At 64.6% G+C, this 20,303-nt stretch carries 21 protein-coding genes; 4 read left to right on the top strand and 17 right to left on the bottom strand.

Features of this window, described 5'->3' with window-relative positions; translation table 11 throughout:
- Window positions 1-42: 42 nt before the first annotated feature.
- Complete coding sequence (gene gyrB / locus CA833_RS08730; protein WP_142635855.1) at window positions 43-2,598, bottom strand: DNA topoisomerase (ATP-hydrolyzing) subunit B; 2,556 nt, start codon at window positions 2,596-2,598, stop codon at window positions 43-45.
- A gap of 196 nt (window positions 2,599-2,794) precedes the next feature.
- Between gyrB and CA833_RS08735 the strand changes: the two genes are divergently transcribed.
- The 3 genes from CA833_RS08735 (at window position 2,795) to CA833_RS08745 (ending at window position 6,253) form a co-directional block, all read left to right on the top strand.
- A complete protein-coding gene (locus CA833_RS08735; RefSeq protein ID WP_185928616.1) occupies window positions 2,795-2,932 on the top strand; it encodes a hypothetical protein in 138 nt (45 codons plus the stop codon).
- 161 nt (window positions 2,933-3,093) lie between these two features.
- Entirely contained in the window at window positions 3,094-4,677 is a 1,584-nt protein-coding gene (guaA, locus tag CA833_RS08740) for a glutamine-hydrolyzing GMP synthase (protein WP_142635853.1), read from the top strand.
- A 319-nt stretch (window positions 4,678-4,996) separates the two neighbouring features.
- Window positions 4,997-6,253, top strand: a complete 1,257-nt coding sequence (locus CA833_RS08745) for a tyrosine-type recombinase/integrase (protein WP_207079826.1) — start codon at window positions 4,997-4,999, stop codon at window positions 6,251-6,253.
- On the opposite strand, the gene CA833_RS08750 is transcribed toward CA833_RS08745, so the two are convergent.
- The 16 genes from CA833_RS08750 to CA833_RS08825 all read right to left on the bottom strand — a co-directional run bounded on the left by CA833_RS08750 (window position 6,243) and on the right by CA833_RS08825 (window position 19,932).
- Complete coding sequence (locus CA833_RS08750) at window positions 6,243-6,512, bottom strand: AlpA family transcriptional regulator (RefSeq protein ID WP_207079827.1); 270 nt, start codon at window positions 6,510-6,512, stop codon at window positions 6,243-6,245. The genes CA833_RS08745 and CA833_RS08750 overlap by 11 nt on opposite strands.
- Before the next feature lie 15 nt (window positions 6,513-6,527).
- Window positions 6,528-6,758: a DUF2274 domain-containing protein gene (locus tag CA833_RS08755; RefSeq protein WP_207079828.1), complete on the bottom strand. Its 231-nt coding sequence runs from the start codon at window positions 6,756-6,758 to the stop codon at window positions 6,528-6,530.
- Entirely contained in the window at window positions 6,755-8,011 is a 1,257-nt protein-coding gene (locus CA833_RS08760) for a TrbI/VirB10 family protein (RefSeq protein WP_370584564.1), read from the bottom strand. Before CA833_RS08760 ends, CA833_RS08755 begins: the two co-directional genes overlap by 4 nt.
- Complete coding sequence (gene trbG / locus CA833_RS08765) at window positions 8,008-9,060, bottom strand: P-type conjugative transfer protein TrbG (RefSeq protein ID WP_207079829.1); 1,053 nt, start codon at window positions 9,058-9,060, stop codon at window positions 8,008-8,010. The genes CA833_RS08760 and trbG overlap by 4 nt, the downstream gene beginning before the upstream one ends.
- Window positions 9,057-9,740 carry a conjugal transfer protein TrbF gene (gene trbF, locus CA833_RS08770; RefSeq protein WP_207079830.1) on the bottom strand — a complete coding sequence of 228 codons (684 nt, stop codon included), beginning with the start codon at window positions 9,738-9,740 and terminating at the stop codon, window positions 9,057-9,059. Before trbF ends, trbG begins: the two co-directional genes overlap by 4 nt.
- The gene (trbL, locus tag CA833_RS08775; protein WP_207079831.1) at window positions 9,740-11,107 is read right to left on the bottom strand and encodes a P-type conjugative transfer protein TrbL; all 1,368 of its coding nucleotides are present in this window, start codon (window positions 11,105-11,107) and stop codon (window positions 9,740-9,742) included. The genes trbF and trbL overlap by 1 nt, the downstream gene beginning before the upstream one ends.
- A gap of 1 nt (window position 11,108) precedes the next feature.
- Window positions 11,109-11,483, bottom strand: a complete 375-nt coding sequence (gene trbK-alt / locus CA833_RS08780; protein WP_207079832.1) for a putative entry exclusion protein TrbK-alt — start codon at window positions 11,481-11,483, stop codon at window positions 11,109-11,111.
- A 14-nt stretch (window positions 11,484-11,497) separates the two neighbouring features.
- A complete protein-coding gene (gene trbJ, locus CA833_RS08785; RefSeq protein WP_207079833.1) occupies window positions 11,498-12,265 on the bottom strand; it encodes a P-type conjugative transfer protein TrbJ in 768 nt (255 codons plus the stop codon).
- Window positions 12,262-14,736, bottom strand: coding sequence for a conjugal transfer protein TrbE (gene trbE, locus CA833_RS08790; RefSeq protein ID WP_207079834.1), 2,475 nt, complete (start codon window positions 14,734-14,736; stop codon window positions 12,262-12,264). The genes trbJ and trbE overlap by 4 nt, the downstream gene beginning before the upstream one ends.
- A gap of 13 nt (window positions 14,737-14,749) precedes the next feature.
- The gene (locus CA833_RS08795; RefSeq protein ID WP_207079835.1) at window positions 14,750-15,031 is read right to left on the bottom strand and encodes a VirB3 family type IV secretion system protein; all 282 of its coding nucleotides are present in this window, start codon (window positions 15,029-15,031) and stop codon (window positions 14,750-14,752) included.
- Window positions 15,031-15,393, bottom strand: a complete 363-nt coding sequence (locus tag CA833_RS08800) for a TrbC/VirB2 family protein (RefSeq protein WP_370584565.1) — start codon at window positions 15,391-15,393, stop codon at window positions 15,031-15,033. Before CA833_RS08800 ends, CA833_RS08795 begins: the two co-directional genes overlap by 1 nt.
- A complete protein-coding gene (trbB, locus tag CA833_RS08805; RefSeq protein ID WP_242526347.1) occupies window positions 15,390-16,412 on the bottom strand; it encodes a P-type conjugative transfer ATPase TrbB in 1,023 nt (340 codons plus the stop codon). Before trbB ends, CA833_RS08800 begins: the two co-directional genes overlap by 4 nt.
- 169 nt (window positions 16,413-16,581) lie before the next feature.
- Window positions 16,582-17,019, bottom strand: a complete 438-nt coding sequence (locus tag CA833_RS08810; protein ID WP_207079836.1) for a CopG family transcriptional regulator — start codon at window positions 17,017-17,019, stop codon at window positions 16,582-16,584.
- A gap of 11 nt (window positions 17,020-17,030) precedes the next feature.
- Window positions 17,031-19,022 (bottom strand): conjugal transfer protein TraG, encoded by a 1,992-nt coding sequence (locus CA833_RS08815; RefSeq protein WP_207079837.1) that lies wholly within the window; start codon window positions 19,020-19,022, stop codon window positions 17,031-17,033.
- A 152-nt stretch (window positions 19,023-19,174) separates the two neighbouring features.
- Window positions 19,175-19,459 carry a hypothetical protein gene (locus CA833_RS08820; protein WP_207079838.1) on the bottom strand — a complete coding sequence of 95 codons (285 nt, stop codon included), beginning with the start codon at window positions 19,457-19,459 and terminating at the stop codon, window positions 19,175-19,177.
- A gap of 164 nt (window positions 19,460-19,623) precedes the next feature.
- On the bottom strand, window positions 19,624-19,932 hold the full coding sequence (locus CA833_RS08825; RefSeq protein WP_207079839.1) for a DUF2285 domain-containing protein: 309 nt from the start codon (window positions 19,930-19,932) through the stop codon (window positions 19,624-19,626).
- A gap of 107 nt (window positions 19,933-20,039) precedes the next feature.
- On the opposite strand from CA833_RS08825, the gene CA833_RS08830 reads away from it, so the two are divergent.
- Entirely contained in the window at window positions 20,040-20,303 is a 264-nt protein-coding gene (locus CA833_RS08830; RefSeq protein WP_207079840.1) for a helix-turn-helix domain-containing protein, read from the top strand.

The following is a 20,303-nucleotide window of genomic DNA, read 5'->3' on the forward strand; positions in this document are numbered from 1 at the left end:
TTCCCCCTCCTGCACCGGTCCGGCAAGAGGGGGAGGCTGTGCTTAGATGTCCAGGTTGGCGACGTTGAGCGCGTTGTCCTGGATGAACTCGCGGCGCGGTTCGACGACGTCGCCCATCAGGCGGGTGAAGATCTCGTCGGTGACGTCGGCGTCCTCGACCTTGACCTGCAGCAGGGCGCGGTTTTCCGGATCCAGCGTGGTTTCCCAGAGCTGTTCCGCGTTCATTTCGCCTAGACCCTTGTAGCGCTGGATCGACAGGCCCTTGCGGCCCGCCGCCAGCACCGCGTCGAGCAACTGGGCAGGGCGGGTGATGACGTCGGCGCCGACAATCGGACGGGTCGCTGCCTCGTCCTCGCCTTCGGCCGCTTCCACTTCGGCGGCGGCGCTGGCGCGGGTGAGACGGGCCGCCCCGGCATAGACGTCGGTATTCTCGGCCGCGAGGCGGGCGAGCTTGCGCGCCTCGGCGCTGGCGAGGAACGTGCCCTCGATCTTGTGATGGTCGGTCACGCCGCGCCACACGCGTTCGATTTCAAGGTTGCCTTCGTCGGTCAGGCGGGCGGACCAGCGGGCTTCCGGATCGCCGCGATCGAGCCACTGTGCCGTGCGCTCCAGCGCGGCATTGCGGTCGGCCGCCGAGAGCTCGGGCGCGAAGGCGCCGGAGAGCGCCAGCGCCTCGATGATGGTGGGATCGAAGCGGCGGGGAACAAAGCCCATCAGGTTGCGGAAACGGATCGCGTGATCGACCAGCGCCTCGAGGTCGCTGCCCATGCGGGCGCCGCCCGAGGTTTCCAGCACGCGGCCGGACAGCCCGGCCTCGACCAGATAGCGGTCGAGCGCGGCATTGTCCTTGAGGTAGACCTCGCTGCGGCCCTTGGCGACCTTGTAGAGCGGCGGCTGGGCGATGAAGAGGTGCCCGGCGCGGATGATTTCCGGCATCTGGCGATGGAAGAACGTCAGCAGCAGGGTGCGGATGTGCGCGCCGTCGACGTCTGCGTCGGTCATGATGACGACCTTGTGGTAACGCAGCTTTTCCAGGTTGAAATCGTCGCGGATGCCGGTGCCCATGGCCTGGATCAGCGTGCCGACTTCCTTGGACGAGATGATGCGGTCGAACCGCGCGCGCTCGACGTTGAGGATCTTGCCCTTCAGCGGCAGGATCGCCTGGGTCTTGCGGTCACGCCCGGACTTGGCCGAGCCGCCTGCGGAATCGCCCTCGACCAGGAACAGTTCGGACTTGGCGGGATCGCGTTCCTGGCAGTCGGCCAGCTTGCCGGGCAGCGAGGCGATGTCCATCGCGCCCTTGCGGCGGGTGAGTTCACGGGCGCGGCGCGCGGCTTCGCGGGCGGCGGCAGCGTCGATCACCTTCATGACGATGGTCTTGGCGGTGGCGGGATTTTCCTCCAGCCAGTCGGTCATCTTCTCGCTCATCAGCGCTTCCAGCGGCTGGCGCACTTCGGAGCTGACCAGCTTGTCCTTGGTCTGCGAGGAGAACTTGGGATCGGGCAGCTTGACCGAGACGATCGCCGTCAGGCCTTCGCGCATGTCGTCGCCCGAAAGCGAGACCTTTTCCTTCTTCAGCAGGCCCGAACGCTCGGCATAGCCGTTCAGCGTACGGGTCAGCGCGGCGCGGAACGCGGCGAGGTGGGTGCCGCCGTCACGCTGCGGGATGTTGTTGGTGAAGCACAGCACGTTCTCGTAGTAGGAATCGTTCCACTCGAGCGCGACTTCCATGCCGATGCCGTCCTTGTCCGCGGCAATGGCGATCGGTTCGGGCATCAGCGGCTGCTTGTTGCGGTCGAGGAACTGCACGAAGGCGCCGATGCCGCCTTCGTAATAGAGATCGTGTTCCTTGGTCTCCTCATGGCGCTTGTCGCGCAAGAGGATGCGCACGCCCGAGTTCAGGAACGCGAGTTCGCGGTAGCGGTGCTCCAGCTTGTCGAAATCGAACTCGGTGACGTTCTTGAACGTCTCGGTCGAGGCGAGGAAGGTCACGCGGGTGCCCTTCTTGAAGCCGTTGTCGTCCGGGTTCTGTTCCACCTTCGGCGCATCGCCGACGATCTTGAGCGGCGCCACGGCATCGCCGTTGGCGAACTTCATCCAATGCTCCTTGCCGTCGCGCCAGATGGTCAGTTCCAGCCACTCGGACAGGGCGTTCACCACCGAGACGCCGACGCCGTGTAGGCCGCCGGAAACCTTGTAGGCATTGTCGTCCGACGTATTCTCGAACTTGCCGCCGGCGTGGAGCTGGGTCATGATGACCTCGGCCGCCGAGACGCCTTCCTCCGGGTGGAGGCCGGTGGGAATGCCGCGGCCGTTGTCCTCCACCGAGACCGAGCCGTCCGGGTTGAGTTCGATCAGCACCAGGTCGCAGTGGCCTGCCAGCGCTTCGTCGATCGCGTTGTCCGACACTTCGAACACCATGTGGTGCAGGCCCGAACCGTCGTCGGTATCGCCGATGTACATGCCCGGACGCTTGCGAACCGCGTCGAGGCCCTTGAGGACCTTGATCGAATCCGCGCCGTAGCTGTTCTGGTTCTTGCCGTTGTCGGTCCCGTTGCCGGGCACAGTGCCGTTCGTGCTGTCGTCGGTGCTAGCCATGGCGAGGATATAGGGTTTCGGGGCTGGAAACCCAAGCAGAACCGGCTTTGTGCACGGTCTTTTCCACAAGACTGGGGCAGGCTGCGCGTTCCGCCCGGCGAGGGCGACGCCAGCGGCTTGCCGGGATGCAAGAAAGGGCGGCTCCTCGCGGAGCCGCCCTTCGCCATTGGGGATTGCCCATGCCGGGAGGGGGAACATGGACTTTCGCCGCAGCACACACACCCTGCGCGACGCGGCGACACCGAATGCCGAGGGCGTTCGGGAGATGGCTTTTCCTGCAAACTTGGTATTTTTGGCTTATCGCTGGCCTGGCGGTCACGTCGCCTTGCCATGAATCGGAATTACACCATCGGGGAATTTTTGCAAACGTCAAAGTAACAAAATTACGTGCGATTTTTGCAATTGCAGCCTGCCGGTCGCCCGTTCTCGCGCTTGCGACCCTCAAAACCGCGCGCTCCACTGGACACCTGCAAAATGTGCCTATAGTGGCCGGCCATGACTGACCAGACTTCCTCAACGAATCCGGGGCAGGGCTCCGACTCCATCCTGATCGTCGATTTCGGCAGCCAGGTCACCCAGCTCATCGCCCGGCGCGTGCGCGAGGCGGGTGTCTACTCGGAAATCGCCCCCTTCAATGCCGCGAAGGATGCCTTCGCCCGCATGAAGCCGGCCGGCGTGATCCTGTCCGGCTCGCCCGCTTCGGTGCTTGACGACAATGGCCCGCGCATTCCGGCGGAAATCCTCGAAAGCGGCCTGCCGATCCTGGGTATCTGCTATGGCCAGCAGTCGCTGATGCACCAGCTCGGCGGCGAGGTCCTGCTCGGCGATTCGGGCGAATTCGGCCGCGCCTTCATCGAGATCGGCGACGATTGCGCGCTGTTCGACGGCCTCTGGACCAAGGGTGAGCGCCATCAGGTTTGGATGAGCCACGGCGACAAGGTGACGCGCCTTGCCCCCGGCTTCCGCCCCGTCGCTTCCAGCGAAGGCGCGCCTTTCGCGGTCATCGCCAACGACGAGAAGCGCATCTACGCGATGCAGTTCCACCCCGAGGTCGTGCATACGCCCGACGGCGGCAAGCTGCTCAAGAACTTCGTTCGCCACGTCTGCGGTCTTGCCGGTGACTGGACGATGGCCGAGTTCCGCAAGACCAAGATCGAGGAAATCCGCGCCCAGGTCGGCGACAAGCGGGTAATCTGCGGCCTGTCGGGCGGCGTCGATTCGGCCGTTGCGGCGCTGCTCATCCACGAGGCGATCGGCGACCAGTTGACCTGCGTCTTCGTCGATGGCGGCATCCTGCGCATGGGTGAGGCCGAGCAGGTCGTCAGCCTGTTCCGCGGCCACTACAACATCCCGCTGGTCCACGTCGATGCCTCGACGCTGTTCCTCAACGGCCTGGCCGGCGTCACCGACCCCGAAGCCAAGCGCAAGTTCATCGGCAAGACCTTCATCGACGTCTTCGAGGACGAAGCGAAGAAGATCGGCGGCGCCGAATTCCTGGCGCAGGGCACGCTCTACCCGGACGTGATCGAATCGGTCTCGTTCACCGGCGGTCCCTCGGTCACGATCAAGAGCCACCACAACGTCGGCGGCCTGCCCGAGCGCATGAACATGAAGCTCGTCGAGCCGCTGCGCGAACTGTTCAAGGACGAAGTGCGCGTGCTGGGCCGGGAGCTCGGCCTGCCCGAGATCTTCGTGGGCCGCCACCCGTTCCCCGGACCGGGCCTCGCGATCCGCATCCCCGGCGAAGTGACGCGGGAGCGCTGCGATATCCTGCGCAAGGCGGACGCGATCTATCTCGAGGAAATCCGGAGCGCTGGCCTCTACGATGCGATCTGGCAGGCCTTCGCGGTGCTGCTGCCGGTGAAGACCGTGGGCGTGATGGGCGACGGGCGCACCTACGACAGCGTCTGCGGCCTGCGCGCGGTGACGTCGACCGACGGCATGACGGCGGACATCTACCCCTTCGACGCCGCCTTCCTGTCGCGCGTGGCGACCCGCATCATCAATGAGGTGAAGGGTATCAACCGCGTGGTCTACGACTACACCTCGAAGCCGCCGGGCACGATCGAGTGGGAATAATTCAGACCAATCCGAACGCCGTCGATTTCACGCTATAGCCCTCCATAAAACGTTGAAATATCTAAATAAATTGTCCGACATCTATCGCCGTCTATCGCGGAGCAAGCCTCGGGATTGACGGTATAGCTGACGGTATGTCGGCTCTTGTTTCATCGTCAGATTGCATATACCGTCACGGCTAAGAGAGCTTGTGACGGTATTTTTTTCGGCATTACGCCATTGAAATTAAAAGGAAATTTTCCGTTCAGGGAGACTGGTTTTGGCCTGACGGTATAATTGGTGGCTCTCTAGCGTTTTTTGAACGATTTCGGAGGATCAAATGCTGACTGACGCCGCCATCAAAGCACTGAAACCAAAGGACAAATTATACAAGGTCGCCGACCGTGACGGTATGTACGTCGCGGTGCAGCCCTCCGGGGCGATCGTGTTCCGTTACGACTACCGCATGAACGGTCGCCGGGAGACATTGACGCTTGGTCGATACGGCTCGGCCGACCTGTCTCTGGCGCGTGCGCGGGAGAAGCTGATCGACGCGCAGCGCGCCATTCTCGAAGGGCGGTCGCCTGCGCAGGAAAAGCAGCGGGAGAAGCGCCGGATCAAGGAGGCCAAGAGCTTCGGCGAGTTTGGCGAGCGCTGGCTGCAAGAGCACCGGATGGCGGAAAGCACCCGTGCTATGCGCCGCTCTATCTATGAGCGGGACATCCTTCCGACTTTTCGGAATCGGCTGCTGACGGAAATCAGCTCCGAGGATTTGCGGGCGATGTGTGCGAAGGTGAAAGCCCGAGGCGCGCCCGCAACGGCGGTCCATGTCCGGGACATCGTGAAGCTGGTTTACGCCTTCGCGATCCTGCACGGGGAGAAGGTGCCGAATCCCGCCGAGGAAGTCGGGCCGGCCTCGATCGCCACCTTCGTTCCCAAGGACCGCTCACTATCGCCCGCTGAAATCCGCGTCATGCTCAGCCAACTTGAGCATGTGGCGACCCTGCCGACCATCCGGCTCGGACTGAAGCTGTTCCTCATCACCATGGTTCGCAAGAGCGAGCTGCAGGACGCGACTTGGGATGAAGTGGATTTCGAGAATGCGGTGTGGTCGATCCCGAAGGAGCGGATGAAGCGCTCCAAGGCCCACAATGTCTATCTGCCGGAGCAGGCGATCGACATCCTCGTTGCGCTCAAGACCTGCGCCGGCAACTCCAGATACCTGTTGCCGTCGCGCTATGACGCGGACGCGCCGATGTCGCGGGCGACGTTCAACCGCGTGACCTATGCAGTCGTCGAGCAGGCCAAAAAGGCGGGACTGCCGCTGGACCCGTTCACCGTCCACGATCTCCGCCGGACGGGCTCGACGCTGCTCAATGAGCTGGGTTTCAACAGCGACTGGATCGAAAAATGCCTCGCGCATGAGGACGGCCGGTCATCGCGCGGCATCTACAACAAGGCGGAATATGAGCACCAGCGCCGCCACATGATGCAGGAATGGGCCAATCTCATCGACGCCTGGGTCGCAGGCCAGAAATACGCTCCGACGCTCTATCCAGCGTCCATGGACCTTCTGGTTCCCGAGCCTAGCCTTTGACGGGCCGGGCTTTCCTCAGATTGACGTCAGGCGACGGCGCTCGCTTGATGCCTTTTGCTCTGGAGGCTTGGCGGCGCTGCTCAAGCCAAGCCTCCACTTCGCCGAGATCCCACACCACTGTTCGGGCGGTCAGATAGAAGCGCTGGGGAAACTCGCCGCGCTGCTCCATGTCATAGATGGTCGTGTCGGCAAGTGGGACGATCTCGCGGAGCTGATGCCGGCGAATGGTGCGTTTGGTCGGTGAAGGCGAATGGCTCATCTTTGACCTCACTTCTTATGATTGAGCTTGCCGGGCACGCTGGACTTTTGCGAAACCCCGATCGGTGGCGATGAAGCGTTCCAGCATGGGGACGATCAGGCGGACGGGATCGGTCGGCTGTTGCCCCGCCTCGCGGCCGAGGATTTCGGCATAGGCGGTCAGGTCGCGGTGCAAGCTGGCGGGCAGTTCCAGCGTGACCTTGACGGGTTTTTCGTCGGCGATCGGGCCGAGCTTCAGCTTGGTCATGGCGTTCCCCCATAGGGTTCGAGCACAAGGTCGCGGGTGACGATGACGCGGACCGGGAAACCCGGCCGAATGGTCAGCGTCGGAGCGATCTGCAACTGGCGCTGGACGATTTGCTGGCCGGCCTGATTGATGGTGTCGTGCGCCCCGTCGCGGATCGCCCGCACAAGACGGTCATTGTCGTCGGTGGCAAGTTCGGTGCCGATGCCGAGTAGCGTCGAAAGGGCCGCGGCCTTGGCGAGATCCCACCAGTGATAATCGACGCCATCCTCCAACCCGGCATAGCCTTGGGTATCGGCACCCGGCTGGCGCTCCAGCACGATCGAGCGACCGTTCGGGAAGATCAGGCGGTTCCAGACGAGCAGGATGCGGCGCTGGCCGAAGCCGACGCCATTGTCATACTCGCCGATGACGCGCGTGCCTTGCGGGATCAGCAGGATGCGCCCGGTCGGGCTGTCGTAGATGTTTTCCGTTACCTGCGCCGTAATCTGGCCGGGAAGATCGGAGCGGATGCCGGTGATGAGCGCGGCGGAAATCACCGCGCCGGCCTGAAGCACATTCGGCGAAACGGGCGCGGCAACGCGATCGGACGCGACGGTGCGTCGATCGGGTGTCTGGTTGAGGAAGGCGAGCTGGCGGTCCTGCGCCGAAGGGGTGGCAGGCTGTGGCGCAAGGCCGAGGCTGGCAAGGTTAGGCGCGGCTGCCGTGGTGTCGGCCGTCGCCGTCGCCGCTGGCGCAGCGGTGCGCGTCTCCGTCGAGGCGAAGAGGCGCGCGGTCCGCGCCGCCTCCAGTTCCTGCAAACGGCGCTGCTCCTCCGCACTGAGGCCGGGTTGCACGGCCGGATTGGCACCCGTGCCGGCGAGCGCCTGCGTAACGGGCTGTCCCCGGTTTTGCGCGTCAAGGATAGGTCGGCCGAGATCGCCGGGAAGCGGCGGGCCGAGCACCGGCCCGGTGTAGTCGCGCGGCAGGCTGTTGAGGCCGTCCGGCGTCGCCCGGTTGTCGGTCGAAAGCAGTTCCTCGTTCTGGCGGCTACCCTGGGAGGTCTGGAGCGCGTAGATCAACGCACCGCCGACACTGAGGCTGGCGACAAGACCAAGACCGGCGAGCACCTTGCGCGACAGGCGGGTGACGCGCAGCGGCTCGGGGCGCAGGCGCATGGGTGCGACCGGCTCGCCGGTCAGCGGGCGGGCATCATCGAAAGGTTCCGGCGCCTCGGGCTTGCGCCCTTCTTCCTTTTCGGGATCGACCTCGCTCACGATGCGGGCCTCCCGTCGGTGCGCGAGATGCGGACCCGCTTCTGGTTGCGGTCGGCTCCGAAGCGCAGTTCGGCGGCAGCGAACAGCCGGTCCACGATCATGTATTTGCCGCGCACGCGATAGTTGACCAGTTCCGAGGTATTGCCCTCCGGCCCGACGACGAAGAGCGGCGGCATCTCGCCCTGGCCGATGCCACGCGGGAACTCGATGAAGACCTGCCTTCCGTCATCGAAGGCGCGCAGCGGTCGCCACGGCGCCCGGTCGCCGGAAATCTCGTAGCGGAAATTGACGTTGGCGAGATCGACGCCGGAGGCGACGGGCTGCGCGGCTTGCGCGTCAGCGTTCTGGCGGCGGAGCGCAATGAGTTGGTCCTGCGGATACTGCCAGGACACCGACGCCATATAGGTGCGTTCGGTCGAGCGCAGTTCCATGTGGTAGGTGCGCAGGTTGGTGTTGATGACGAGATTGGTCATCAAATCGGTGCGTGTCGGCTTGACGAGGATATGGACCTGACGGGTAGCGCCCGTGCCGCTTTCGGTATCCCCGATGATCCAGCGCACCGTGTCGCCAGCGGCGACCGGGCCGGAACCGACCAGCGTTTCGCCCGGCTGGAGCGCGATGTCGGTGATCTGCCCCACAGCGGTGTAGACCTGATAGAGCGCGCCTTGCGTGAAGGGATAGACCTGCATCGAATTGATGAAGCCGTCGCGGACGGGTTGCACGCGGGCCTGCGCGTTTGCCTGATTGACCCTGGCCGTGGGGTCGACCGGCTCCGGCGTGCGGCGCGTGGTCTCGACAGGTTTCATCTGGCCGGGCAACGGCAACGGGCGCGGCAGCTCGACCACCGTGACCGGCGCAGGCGGATCGACCGTCTGCACGGCGGGCGCGGCATCGTCATAGGCTATCTCGGGCGGCGGGGTCGTCGTGGCGCAGCCGGCGAGCGCCGTCGTGCAAATGAGGAGAACCGGCAAAGTGGATTTACGGAAAGCCGGAAAGACGGGATTGCGTGCCGCCGGATGTCCGGCGGTCGGATAAGACGGCCGGATCATTGTCCAAGCTCCTTCGACCAGTTGATGGCGTTGACGTAGATGCCGAGCGGATTGGCTCGGAGTTTTTCGGGGTCGCGCGGGGTCTGCACGACGACGGTGAGGATGGCGGACCAACGCTCGGTCGAGGCGAGCGAGCCGTCCTGATAGCGGCGCTCCGTCCAGGCCACTCGGAAGCTGTCGGGAGATGCGCGGATGACCGACGACACTTCCACCGCGATCTGCTGCTTGCCAACCTTGGTGAATGGGTCGTTGGCGCGGGCATAGTCGTTAAGCGCCAGAGCGCCGGCCTGCGTCGTGAACTCATAGGCGCGAAGCCAGTTCTGCCGCACGATGATGGCGTCCGCCGGGATCGCGCGGACCTGTTCGATGAACCGGGCCAGATGGAAAGCGATCTGTGGATCGGTCGGCCGGTAGTCAGCGACGGCGGGGGCGACGGCCTGTGCCTGGCCGAGCTTGTCGACCTGCACCACCCACGGCACGATCGATCCGCTGGTGGACTGCCAGACCAGCGCGGCGGACAGCCCCGCCGACAGGGCGAGCGAGCCGAAGGCCATGAAGCGCCAGTTCCGGGCCTGCACGCGGGCGGAACCGATGCGGTCGTCCCAGACCTGCGCCGCTCGTTGATAGGGCGTCTCGGGCTGAGGGGATTTTCCGTAATGGGTGGCGGGTCTTTTGAACATCAGCGGTCACTTTCAGAGAGATTGATGGAGGAGCCGCCGCCGTGGCTGTCGCCGCTGCGCACGGAATGGGCGGCGGCCTGAATGCCGTGCATGAATTGCTGCGAGCGCTTCATGCGCTTGGCCCATGCGGGCGAGCCATCGGCGGCGGATGATGACGAGGCGGAGGTGGACCCGGTATCGCCGGCCTCTCCCCCGATGGTTCCGGCAGTCGAAGAGCCGCCCGTGACCTCGAACGCACCGCGAGCGCCAGCCTGATAGCTTTGCTTCATGCTGTCGGCGGCTCTCGATGCCGCGCGCTTCAGGGGAGACGCGGCCGCCTGCGCGCCGGTCGAGGCGACATTGCCGAGACCGGAGGCAACGGCGGATGTGCCCGACTGTCCGGCGGCGCCAAGACTGTAGGCAGTCGAAGCGCCACCAGCGAGAGCCGCGCCGCCACGGGCAGCGGCGGCCGCGCCTCCGGCAAGCGCACCGGTCCCTCCAGCGGCAGCGCCAAGGGCAGCACCTCCGGCCATGACCATACCGCCTGCGGCGAGGCCCGTTCCGACCGCTGCGCCCGCGCCAAGCTGTGGGCCGCCGGAGATGAGGCCGTTGGCGATGCCGGGGCCGAAGATGCCGAGGCCGAGCAGCGAGAGCGCCGCGAGCACGATCGCCATGGCGTCGTCGATCGACGGCGTGGCGCCGCCGAAGCCAGCGGTGAACTCGGAAAACAGCGTCGAACCGATGCCGATGATGACGGCGAGCACCAGAACCTTGATGCCCGACGAGATGACGTTGCCGAGCACCCGTTCGGCCATGAAGGCGGATTTGCCGAACAGGCCGAAGGGGATCAGCACGAAGCCCGCGAGCGTCGTCAGCTTGAACTCGATCAGGGTGACGAAGAGCTGGACGGCAAGGATGAAGAAGGCGAGCAGGATCAGCGCCCAAGCGAACAGCAGGCAGGCGATCTGGATGAAGTTCTCGAAAAACGAGACCCAGCCCATCAGGTCGGAAATAGATTCCAGTAGCGGGCGGCCGGCGTCGAGGCCGGTCTGCGCCACCTTGCCGGGGCGCAGCAGGTCGGCAACGGAAAAGCTGGTCCCGGACGCCTTCAGGCCGAGACCGGCGAAGCTCTCGAAGACGATGCGGGCGAGATTGTTCCAGTTGCCGATGATGTAGGCGAAGACGCCGACGAACAGCGTCTTCTTGACCAGGCGAGCGATGATGTCGTCATGGGCGCCCCACGACCAGAACAGCGCGGCCAGCACCACGTCGATGACGATCAGCGTCGTCGCGATGAACGCGACCTCGCCGGACAGCAGGCCGAAGCCCCCGTCGATATATTTGGTGAAGACTTCGAGGAAATGGTCGATGACGCCGGTGCCGCCCATGTCAGCGCGCCTCCGGCTTCACCGGCTCGGGCTGGATCACCGGCTCGGCTTTCTTGACGATCGGGTCTTCGGTCGGAGCCGATGGCCACAATGTCGTCGGAGCGTCCGGTGCATCCGGCGTCTGCGCACCCTGCTTCAGGAAGCGGTCGCGGTTCTCGGCCCATATGCCGAGGCAAGCAGGATCGCGGGTGGCGGCCTCGCCCATGTCCCGGCAACGGCGAAGGCGTTGGCGCAGGTCGCCAGTGTCGACGCGTTGGCGTGCCTGCGTGCCGACCTCGGCCGGTTCAGGCTGGCGCGTAAACTCGATCACAGCGGCAGTGATGGCGACGCCGACGAAGACGACGGCGCCGAGCCGGGCAAGCATCTTGCCGTCCATGGGCGTCGCCTCCCTCAATTGCCGCTGCTCGGGAACATCCGGGCATTGCCCGGCTGATAGCCGGCACCCGGCGTCAGGAAGCGGCGGCGCTGCTCGCGCCCCTGTTCCGCGGCGGCTGCCCGTTCAGCGTCGGTCAGAGCCTGCGCCCTGCCATTGGCGGCGACGACGGCGGTGAGATCGGCAAGTTGTTGGGCCTGAAGCGCGAGAAGCTGGTTGCCCGCCTGTGTCGCCTGAAGCGCGCCGGTCGCGCCCTGGCTCTGGCCGACCAGCGCCGACATCTGGGCGCGGTTGGTGTCGATGTTGCTGACGACGCCCGCCTGCACACGCATGGCGTCCTGCAACCCGCCCACCGTGTTCTGCCAGCGCGAACGGGCGTCGGCGACAAGCTGCTGATCGGTGGCCGACAGCGAGACATTGCCGTATTTTTGGCTGAACATCTGATCGATCTGCTGAACGTCGAAGGCGATGTTCTGCGCCTGTGCCAGAAGCTGCTGGGTGCGCTGGACCGACTGCTGAATCTGTTGCAGCGACGAATGCGGCAGGCTCGCCAGATTGCGGGCCTGATTGATGAGCATCTGCGCTTCGTTCTGAAGCGAGGTGATCTGGTTGGTGATCTGCTGGAGTGCGCGGGCGGCCTGAAGCACGTTCTGCGCATAATTGGTCGGATCATAGACGATGATGGCGTGCGCGGGCGTCGCCAGCATGGGAGCGACGGCGACGGATGCGGCGAGTAGCGCTGCCGCGACGCGGCGGGCGCGCGAACGGGCGGGGATACGGATCATGACAGGTTCTCCTTGATTTCAGGGGACGGGACAGTGGTCGGGGGGACGACATTGGTGAGATCGCCGAGCATGTCGGCGGCCCAGGCGAGGCGGTTCTCGCACAGCCATTCGTAGAGGAAGCCGTTTGTCCCCGAACGCGCATGAACCTCGGCGATGAGCTGTTGATGCTGACGCGAGGACGCCGCGCAGAGCGTCAGCGCCACTTCGCTGAGGCCCAGGTCAAACAGGCGATTGCCGCGCCGCGACTGGCAGTAGTAGTCGCGCTTGGGCATCGCCCGTGCGAGGATCTCGATCTGACGATCGTTGAGGCCGAAGCGGCGATAGATGGCGGTTATCTGTGGTTCGATCGCGCGTTCGTTCGGCAGCAATAGTCGGGTCTGGCAGCTTTCGATGATGGCGGGCGCGATAGCGCTGCCGTCGATGTCCGACAGGCTTTGGGTGGCGAAGATGACCGACGCGTTCTTCTTGCGCAGCGTTTTCAGCCACTCGCGAAGCTGGCCGGCGAATCCCTCGTCGTCGAGGGCGAGCCAGCCTTCATCGACGATGATGAGCGTCGGTGAACCGTCGAGCCGATCTTCAATGCGGTGGAACAGATAGGCCAGAACGGCAGGCGCAGCGTCCGTGCCAATCAGCCCTTCGGTTTCAAACACCTGAACGGTGGCCGTGCCCAGATGCTCGCTTTCGGCATCGAGCAACCGACCGTAGGGTCCGCCGACGCAATAGGGCCGGAGTGCCTGCTTCAGATCGTTGGACTGGAGCAGGACGCACAGGCCAGTGATGGTGCGCTCGCCCACCGGCGCGGAGGCCAGCGAAGTCAGCGCCGTCCAGATATGCTCCTTCACCTCCGGCGTGATGGTGACGCCTTCGCGCAGGAGGATGGCGACGATCCAGTCGCCCGCCCAGGCGCGCTCGCTCGTCTCCTCAATGCGGGCGAGCGGTTGCAGCGAAACGGACGTGTCCGAGCCGTCCGTCAGCCCGCCGCCGAGATCGTGCCAGTCGCCCCGCATGGCGAGTGCGGCGGCACGGATCGAGCCGCCGAAGTCGAAGGCGAAGACCTGGGCGCCTCTGTAGCGACGGAACTGAAGCGCCATGAGCGCCAGCAGCACCGACTTGCCGGCGCCGGTCGGGCCGACGATCAGGGTGTGGCCGACATCGCCGACATGCAGGGAAAACCGGAACGGGGTCGAGCCTTCGGTCTTGCCGAAGAGCAGTGGGGGCGCTGCAAAATGCTCGTCCCGTTCCGGCCCCGCCCACACCGCCGAAAGCGGGATCATGTGGGCGAGATTGAGCGTGGAGATCGGCGGCTGCCGGACGTTGGCATAGACATGCCCCGGCAACGATCCGAGCCAGGCATCCACGGCGTTGATGGTCTCTGCCATCGCCGTGAAGTCGCGGCCCTGAATGACCTTCTCCACGAGGCGTAGTTTTTCGTCGGCGATGCGCGGATCGGCGTCCCACACCGTCACGGTGGCGGTGACATAGGCGATGCCCGCATAGTCCGCTCCGAGTTCCTGAAGAGCGAGATCGGCATCCGCCGCCTTGTTCGACGCATCCGTGTCCACCAGCGCGGATTGCTCGTTGGTCATCACCTCCTTGAGGATCGCGGCAATGGACTTGCGCTTGGCGAACCATTGCCGCCGGATCTTCGTCAGCAGCTTGGTCGCGTCGGTCTTGTCGAGCAGTATTGCGCGGGTGGCCCAACGGTACGGAAAGGCCAGCCGGTTCAGTTCGTCGAGCAGGCCCGGCGTCGTCGCGGTCGGAAATCCGGTGATGGTCAGGACGCGCAGATGCTGATCGCCCAGGCGCGGCTCCAGCCCGCCGGTCAGCGGCTGATCGGCAAGCAGCGCATCGAGATAGATCGGGGTTTCGGGCACGCGGACGCGGTGCCGGTGTGTCGAGACGCAGCCGTGCAGGTAAGTCAGCGTTTCGCCGTCATCGAGCCAGCGGCATTCCGGCATGAAGGCTTCGATCAGGCGGAGCAGCCGGTCGGTTCGGTCGGCGAAGGCGTTGCACACCTCGTTCGGATCGATGCCGGCCTTCTCGCGTCCCTCGTAGAGCCAGGTTTCCGCACGGGCGGCGTCTTCGGCAGGCGGCAGATAGGTGAAGGTCAGGAAGTAGCTGGACTCGAAATGCGCGCCCGCTTCCTCGAAATCCGCCTTGCGCTCGGCATCGACCAATGCGGATGCCGCATCGGGAAATGTGCTGGCGGGGTAGATCGCCGCTGGATGGCGCTGCGCCTCCACGAAGATCGCCCAACCGGAGCCAAGGCGGCGGAAGGCGTTGTTGAGGCGACCGGCGACGGCGACCAGTTCGGCGGGCACGGCCGAATCCAGATCGGGACCGCGAAACCGTGCCGTGCGCTGGAAGCTGCCGTCCTTGTTGAGCACGATGCCGGGACCGACAAGGGCTGCCCAGGGCAGGAAGTCGGCAAGCCGGCTATTGCGATTGCGATATTCGGCGAGGTTCATCATCGGTGCGCTCCCCTCAAACCGTGAGATGCGCGGGGATGCGCAGATGGCGGCGGCCGACATCGACGAAGAGCGGATCGCGCTTCGCCGCCCACACCGCCGCGAAATGACCGATCGCCCAGATGGCGAGGCCGACCAGCCAGAGGCGCAGGCCGAGGCCGACCGCGCCTGCCAGTGTGCCGTTCATAATGGCGATGGCGCGCGGAGCGCCGCCGAGCAGGATCGGCTCGGTCAGTGCCCGGTGGACCGGCACGGTGAAGCCAGGAACCTCGCCCCCCTGTTCGACGACGCCCGCCATCAGACCAGCGCTCCGCCGCCGAACGAGAAGAACGACAGGAAGAAGCTCGACGCGGCGAACGCGATCGAGAGGCCGAAGACGATCTGGATCAGGCGACGGAAGCCGCCCGACGTATCGCCGAAGGCCAGTGCGAGGCCCGTGGTGATGATGACGATCACGGCGATGATCTTGGCGACCGGGCCTTCGATCGACTGGAGGATGGATTGCAGCGGCGCTTCCCACGGCATGGATGAGCCGGAGGCATGGGCGGGCGCGGCCATCATCAGGCTCACGACGGCGACCGAAGCCGTCATGGTGAGGTGATGCGGCAGTTGGGACAGGCGCCTATGGGCGAGCAATATGGGACGCGAACGCGGGATCATCGATGGTCTCCTTCGGGTTTGAGGGCTTGGGCTGAGGAAGCCGCAACGCCGTCGCCCTCGATGACGGCGGGCGCGACGCGGTAATCGCCGTCTGGGCCAAGGCCCTCGACACGGGCGAATTCAGTGAGCCGGCGCGCGGAGCCGCGTCCAGAGAGGACGGCAACGAGGTCGATGGTCTCGGCGATCAGCGCGCGCGGAACGGTGACGACAGCTTCCTGGATGAGCTGTTCCATCCGGCGAAGCGCGCCGATGGCGCTGCCGGCGTGGATGGTGCCGACGCCGCCGGGATGGCCGGTGCCCCATGCCTTTAGGAGATCGAGCGCTTCCGCGCCGCGCACCTCGCCGACCGGGATGCGGTCGGGGCGCAGGCGTAAGGATGAACGAACGAGATCCGACAGGGACGCCACGCCATCCTTCGTCCGCATGGCGACGAGGTTGGGCGCGGCGCATTGCAGTTCGCGCGTGTCCTCGATGATGACGACGCGATCAGTGGTTTTCGCCACCTCAGCGAGGAGCGCGTTGGTCAGCGTCGTCTTGCCGGTAGATGTGCCGCCCGCGACGAGAATGTTGGCACGGGACGCGACACCCTCGCGCAACGCCTCGGCCTGTCCTGCTGTCATGATCCCGGCCTGGACGTAATCGTCGAGGGTGAACACGGCGACGGCGGGTTTGCGGATGGCGAAGGCGGGCGCGGCGACGACGGGTGGCAGCAAGCCCTCGAACCGCTCGCCTGTTTCCGGCAACTCGGCCGAGACGCGGGGGCTGCCCGCATGGACCTCGGCGCCGACATGATGGGCGACCAGGCGCACGATACGTTCGCCATCGGCGGGCGACAGTCGCTCGCCGGTATCGGACAGTCCCTCGGAGAGCCGGTCGATCCAGATGCGGCCATCCGGGTTCAGCATCACCTCGACGACGGAAGCGTCTTCCAGGAACCGGGTGATGGCAGCACCAAGCGCGGTGCGCAGCATCCGCGCCCCGCGTGCCAAGCCTTCCGAATGGTGATGTGAAGCGGCCATCTGATCCCCGTGTCCGCCGGGGAGACATCAGACGGTCCCCGGACGGGGATGATTAAAAGAGCCGGAAATTAGGCTGTTTCAACAAGTATCTAACACCCGGCGGCCATAGCGAAGAAACGGCGGCAATCGGCGGGATTGATTATTGGACACAGCACACCAGAGGCGTCCGCTATTCTGTATCGCCTGCTCCATTTCGTCGCGAGTCGATGTCGCGCGACAGGTCTTTCAGGAACCGATCGCCGGTCGCCAACTTCCGCCCCAGCGTTTGAAGGAAGCCCTCGAACCGCTCCGTGCCTTTGGCGCGCGCTGATGCCTGGGCACTGTCAGGAAGCGGCGGCGTGACGGTCAGCCAAAAGCGGATGAACAGCGAAAGCGTTTCTCCGAGGATGGCGAGGTCTTCATCCATTCCCTCGATCTGCCGACCGATCCGGTCCATGCGACGGGCAAACACGGCTTCCAGCCGTTCCGAGGCGTCGGCAGACAGGAACGACGCGACAGCGGCTTCGATGACAGCGGACTTGGAGATATTGCGGCGGAGCGCCAAAGCCTCGACCTTTTTCAGGAGGTCGGGGTCGAAATAGACGTTCATGCGGGTCTTGGTCTGCATGGCCGTCCCTTTCACAATTCTATACCATCGGCAGGGTCCATCGACGCCTGCCGGGCAACCGATGTGACCTGTTGGCGGAGGCTGCGCGCCTTGGCGGCATCCACGTCCGGCTCATCGTCGAGTATGTCAAACTCGCCGACTGGCGCGTGATCCGGCGGCGTGATCTCCTCATGCTCCGGCAATTCCGGCTCGCGGCGGATGCCTGCATTGGCCGGATCGGTGTTCGTGCTGCCAGTATTTCCCGGTGCAACGTCGGCCGATGCAGCCGGGATCGCCAGCGCCGACCAATCATCGGCTGGCGGTTTTGCCGTGCCTTTTGCTGCTTCCGGTTTGGGCGGCGGCAACAGGCGCTCGCGGAAGCGTGCATCTTCGTAATAGCGAGCCTTCTTGGCTCGGATGGGCGGCACGCCCGCGACCAGCAGCAATTCGTCGGCGGGCGGGAGCTGCATCACCTCGCCAGGGGTGAGCAACGGCCGCGCCGTCTCCTGCCGCGAAACCATGAGGTGGCCAAGCCAGGGCGACAGCCGGTGGCCGGCATAGTTGGTGGAATCGCGCATCTCAGTCGCGGTTCCGAGGGCGTCCGACACGCGCTTGGCGGTTCGCTCGTCATTGGTGGCGAAGGCGACACGCACATGGCAATTGTCGAGCACGCTGTTGTTCGCGCCATACGCCTTCTCGATCTGGTTGAGACTCTGCGCGATCAGGAAACTCTTGATGCCGTAGCCCGCCATGAAGGCAAGCGCGCTCTCGAAGAAGTCGAGCCGCCCCAGCGCCGGGAACTCATCCAGCATCAACAGCAGCCGATGGCGGTTGGCGGATGTCTTCAGGTCTTCGGTCAGACGCCGCCCGACCTGATTGAGCAGCAGGCGGATCAGTGGCTTGGTGCGGTTGATGTCTGAAGGAGGAACCACGAGGTAAAGACTGACCGGCCGTTCCGCCGCCACCAGATCGGCAATGCGCCAGTCGCACTGGGCCGTCACCTTCGCCACCACGGGATCGCGATAGAGACCGAGGAACGACATGGCGGTCGAGAGCACGCCCGACCGTTCGTTGTCGCTCTTGTTCAGCAGTTCGCGCGCCGATGACGCGATGACCGGATGAACGCCGGCTTCGCCTAGATGCGGCGTGTTCATCATGGCGCGCAGCGTCGCCTCGACGGGGCGCTTTGGATCGGAGAGGAAATTGGCAACGCCGGCGAGCGTCTTGTCGGTTTCCGCATAGAGAACGTGGAGGATTGCGCCGACCAGCAGCGAATGACTGGTCTTTTCCCAATGGTTGCGCTTGTCGAGCGCGCCTTCAGGGTCAACGAGGATGTCGGCGATGTTCTGCACGTCGCGGACTTCCTTATCGCCGCGCCGCACCTCCAGCAGCGGATTATAGGCCGATGAAGTGGGATCGGTCGGATCGAACAGCAGCACGCGACCGTGCTTCGACCTAAAGCCGGCGGTCAGGCCCCAATTCTCGCCCTTGATGTCGTGAATGATGGTGCTGCCCGGCCAGGTCAGTAGCGTCGGCACGACGAGGCCGACGCCCTTGCCCGATCGGGTCGGAGCGAAGCACAGCACATGCTCGGGGCCGTCGTGACGGAGATAGTCGCGCTCGAGCCGACCGAGCAGGACGCCATCGGGGTCGAGCAGACCGGCCGCCTTGATCTCGTTAGGCTCCGCCCAACGCGCCGATCCATAGGTGGCGACATTCTTCGCCTGCCGCGCCCGAAGGACGGACATGCCGATCGCAACGGCGATGGCGATGAAGCCGCCTGAAGCCGCGATGATCGCCCCCTCGACGAATATCTTCGGCGCATAGGCGTCGTAGAAATACCACCACCAAAAGAAGGCCGGCGGATAGTAGATCGGCCAGCTCGCCACCATGAACCATGGCTCGCCGAGCTGCGCCTGAAAGCCAAGTTGCCACGCTGTCCACTGCGTCGCCGCCCAGGTCGTGAACAGAATGATGATGGAAACAAGGGCGATCTGCCCCCAAAGAATCTGACCTCCGCGCATACAAGCTCCGATCGGCAAAAGAGACGGAGCCGACCAGAGAATAGCCGTTCCAGCCAGAAGCAACAGAAAATCCCGGCGATCGGGCGATCGGATACTATAGCGAAGAAAAGGGATGGTCGGTGGCGGCTCGAATGCGCGGCGAGCGCAAGCGATCACCGTTCGCTGGTCAGGATATACGAGTCCACGGCATCAAGCAGGCCAGCAAGGGTGTGCAGCGCCGCTTCCATATCGGGAAGCGGCCAGTGGAAATGCTGCGGATAGCGGAATGCCTGACGGGCATGTGGCGGGCCAAGGCAATCGATGAGTGACGCCACTTTGCTATCCTCAAGTGCGCTCATGCCGCCTCTGGTCGCTCGACGGCGGCACCATTCCAGTTCATGCCCAATACCGATCAGGTCTTCCTCATCGCGGCCCTGAAAGCTGAGCGCCGCCTTCAACGACAACTCCATTGTGTGGGCGACGAGTTGGAAAAATGGGAGACGGATGGTATCTGCGACCTCTCCGGTTCGCCCCAGGCTCATAGCCGCCTCCGCATAAGATCTGGCGAGGGTCAGATATTGAAGGTCTCGACCGGGCTTCGCGCGCTGATGGCGAGAGACCGTCATTGCGGATAATTCCGTTGGCTATCCGCTTCGTCCGCGGCCTGTTCCAGTATCTTGCGATAACCGATCTTGGTCATCCAGCGCGCACGGGCGAGATGGCTTTCCCAGCATATCCGGGTGCGATCGGCGTCCAGCACCGGGTCGCGATGCAGCACGATCCGCGCCACCTCAGTCCAGTCGGCCCCATCCGCCTCGGCGTCGAGCAGGCGCATGTAGGTGACGAAATGCACCTCGTCATAGATCGAAATCTCCATCTCGGTTGGAGCCAGATCGTCGACATCGGGGTCAAGCTCAGGGCGTACTCGCATCGCACGGCCCTCCTTGGGACCTAGCGTCAAGCATCATCCCGAAATGGGATAATCCTGAATCAGGATTAGCGGAACGGCTCCCCCTTTTCAACGGAGAGCCGTCCCGAATGCAGAAGTCTTTGCGCACGCCCCGACAGATTTTACTGCAATCTCTTCTCGTCGAGGCGCGCAAGGCCAAGGGACTGACGCAGGCTGAGTTGGCGGCTGCGCTGAACAAGCCGCAATCCTTCGTTGCCAAATATGAGAATGGAGAGCGACGAATTGATGTCGTCGAGTTCGTGGACATCGCCGCGGTTCTTGGCATCTCCACTACCGATCTCCTCGCGAGGATCGAACCTGTCACGGTCAATCCGCGACGATCCGGCGAGTGA

The sequence above is a fragment of the Novosphingobium sp. KA1 genome, assembly GCF_017309955.1.
Taxonomy (GTDB): Bacteria; Pseudomonadota; Alphaproteobacteria; order Sphingomonadales; family Sphingomonadaceae; genus Novosphingobium.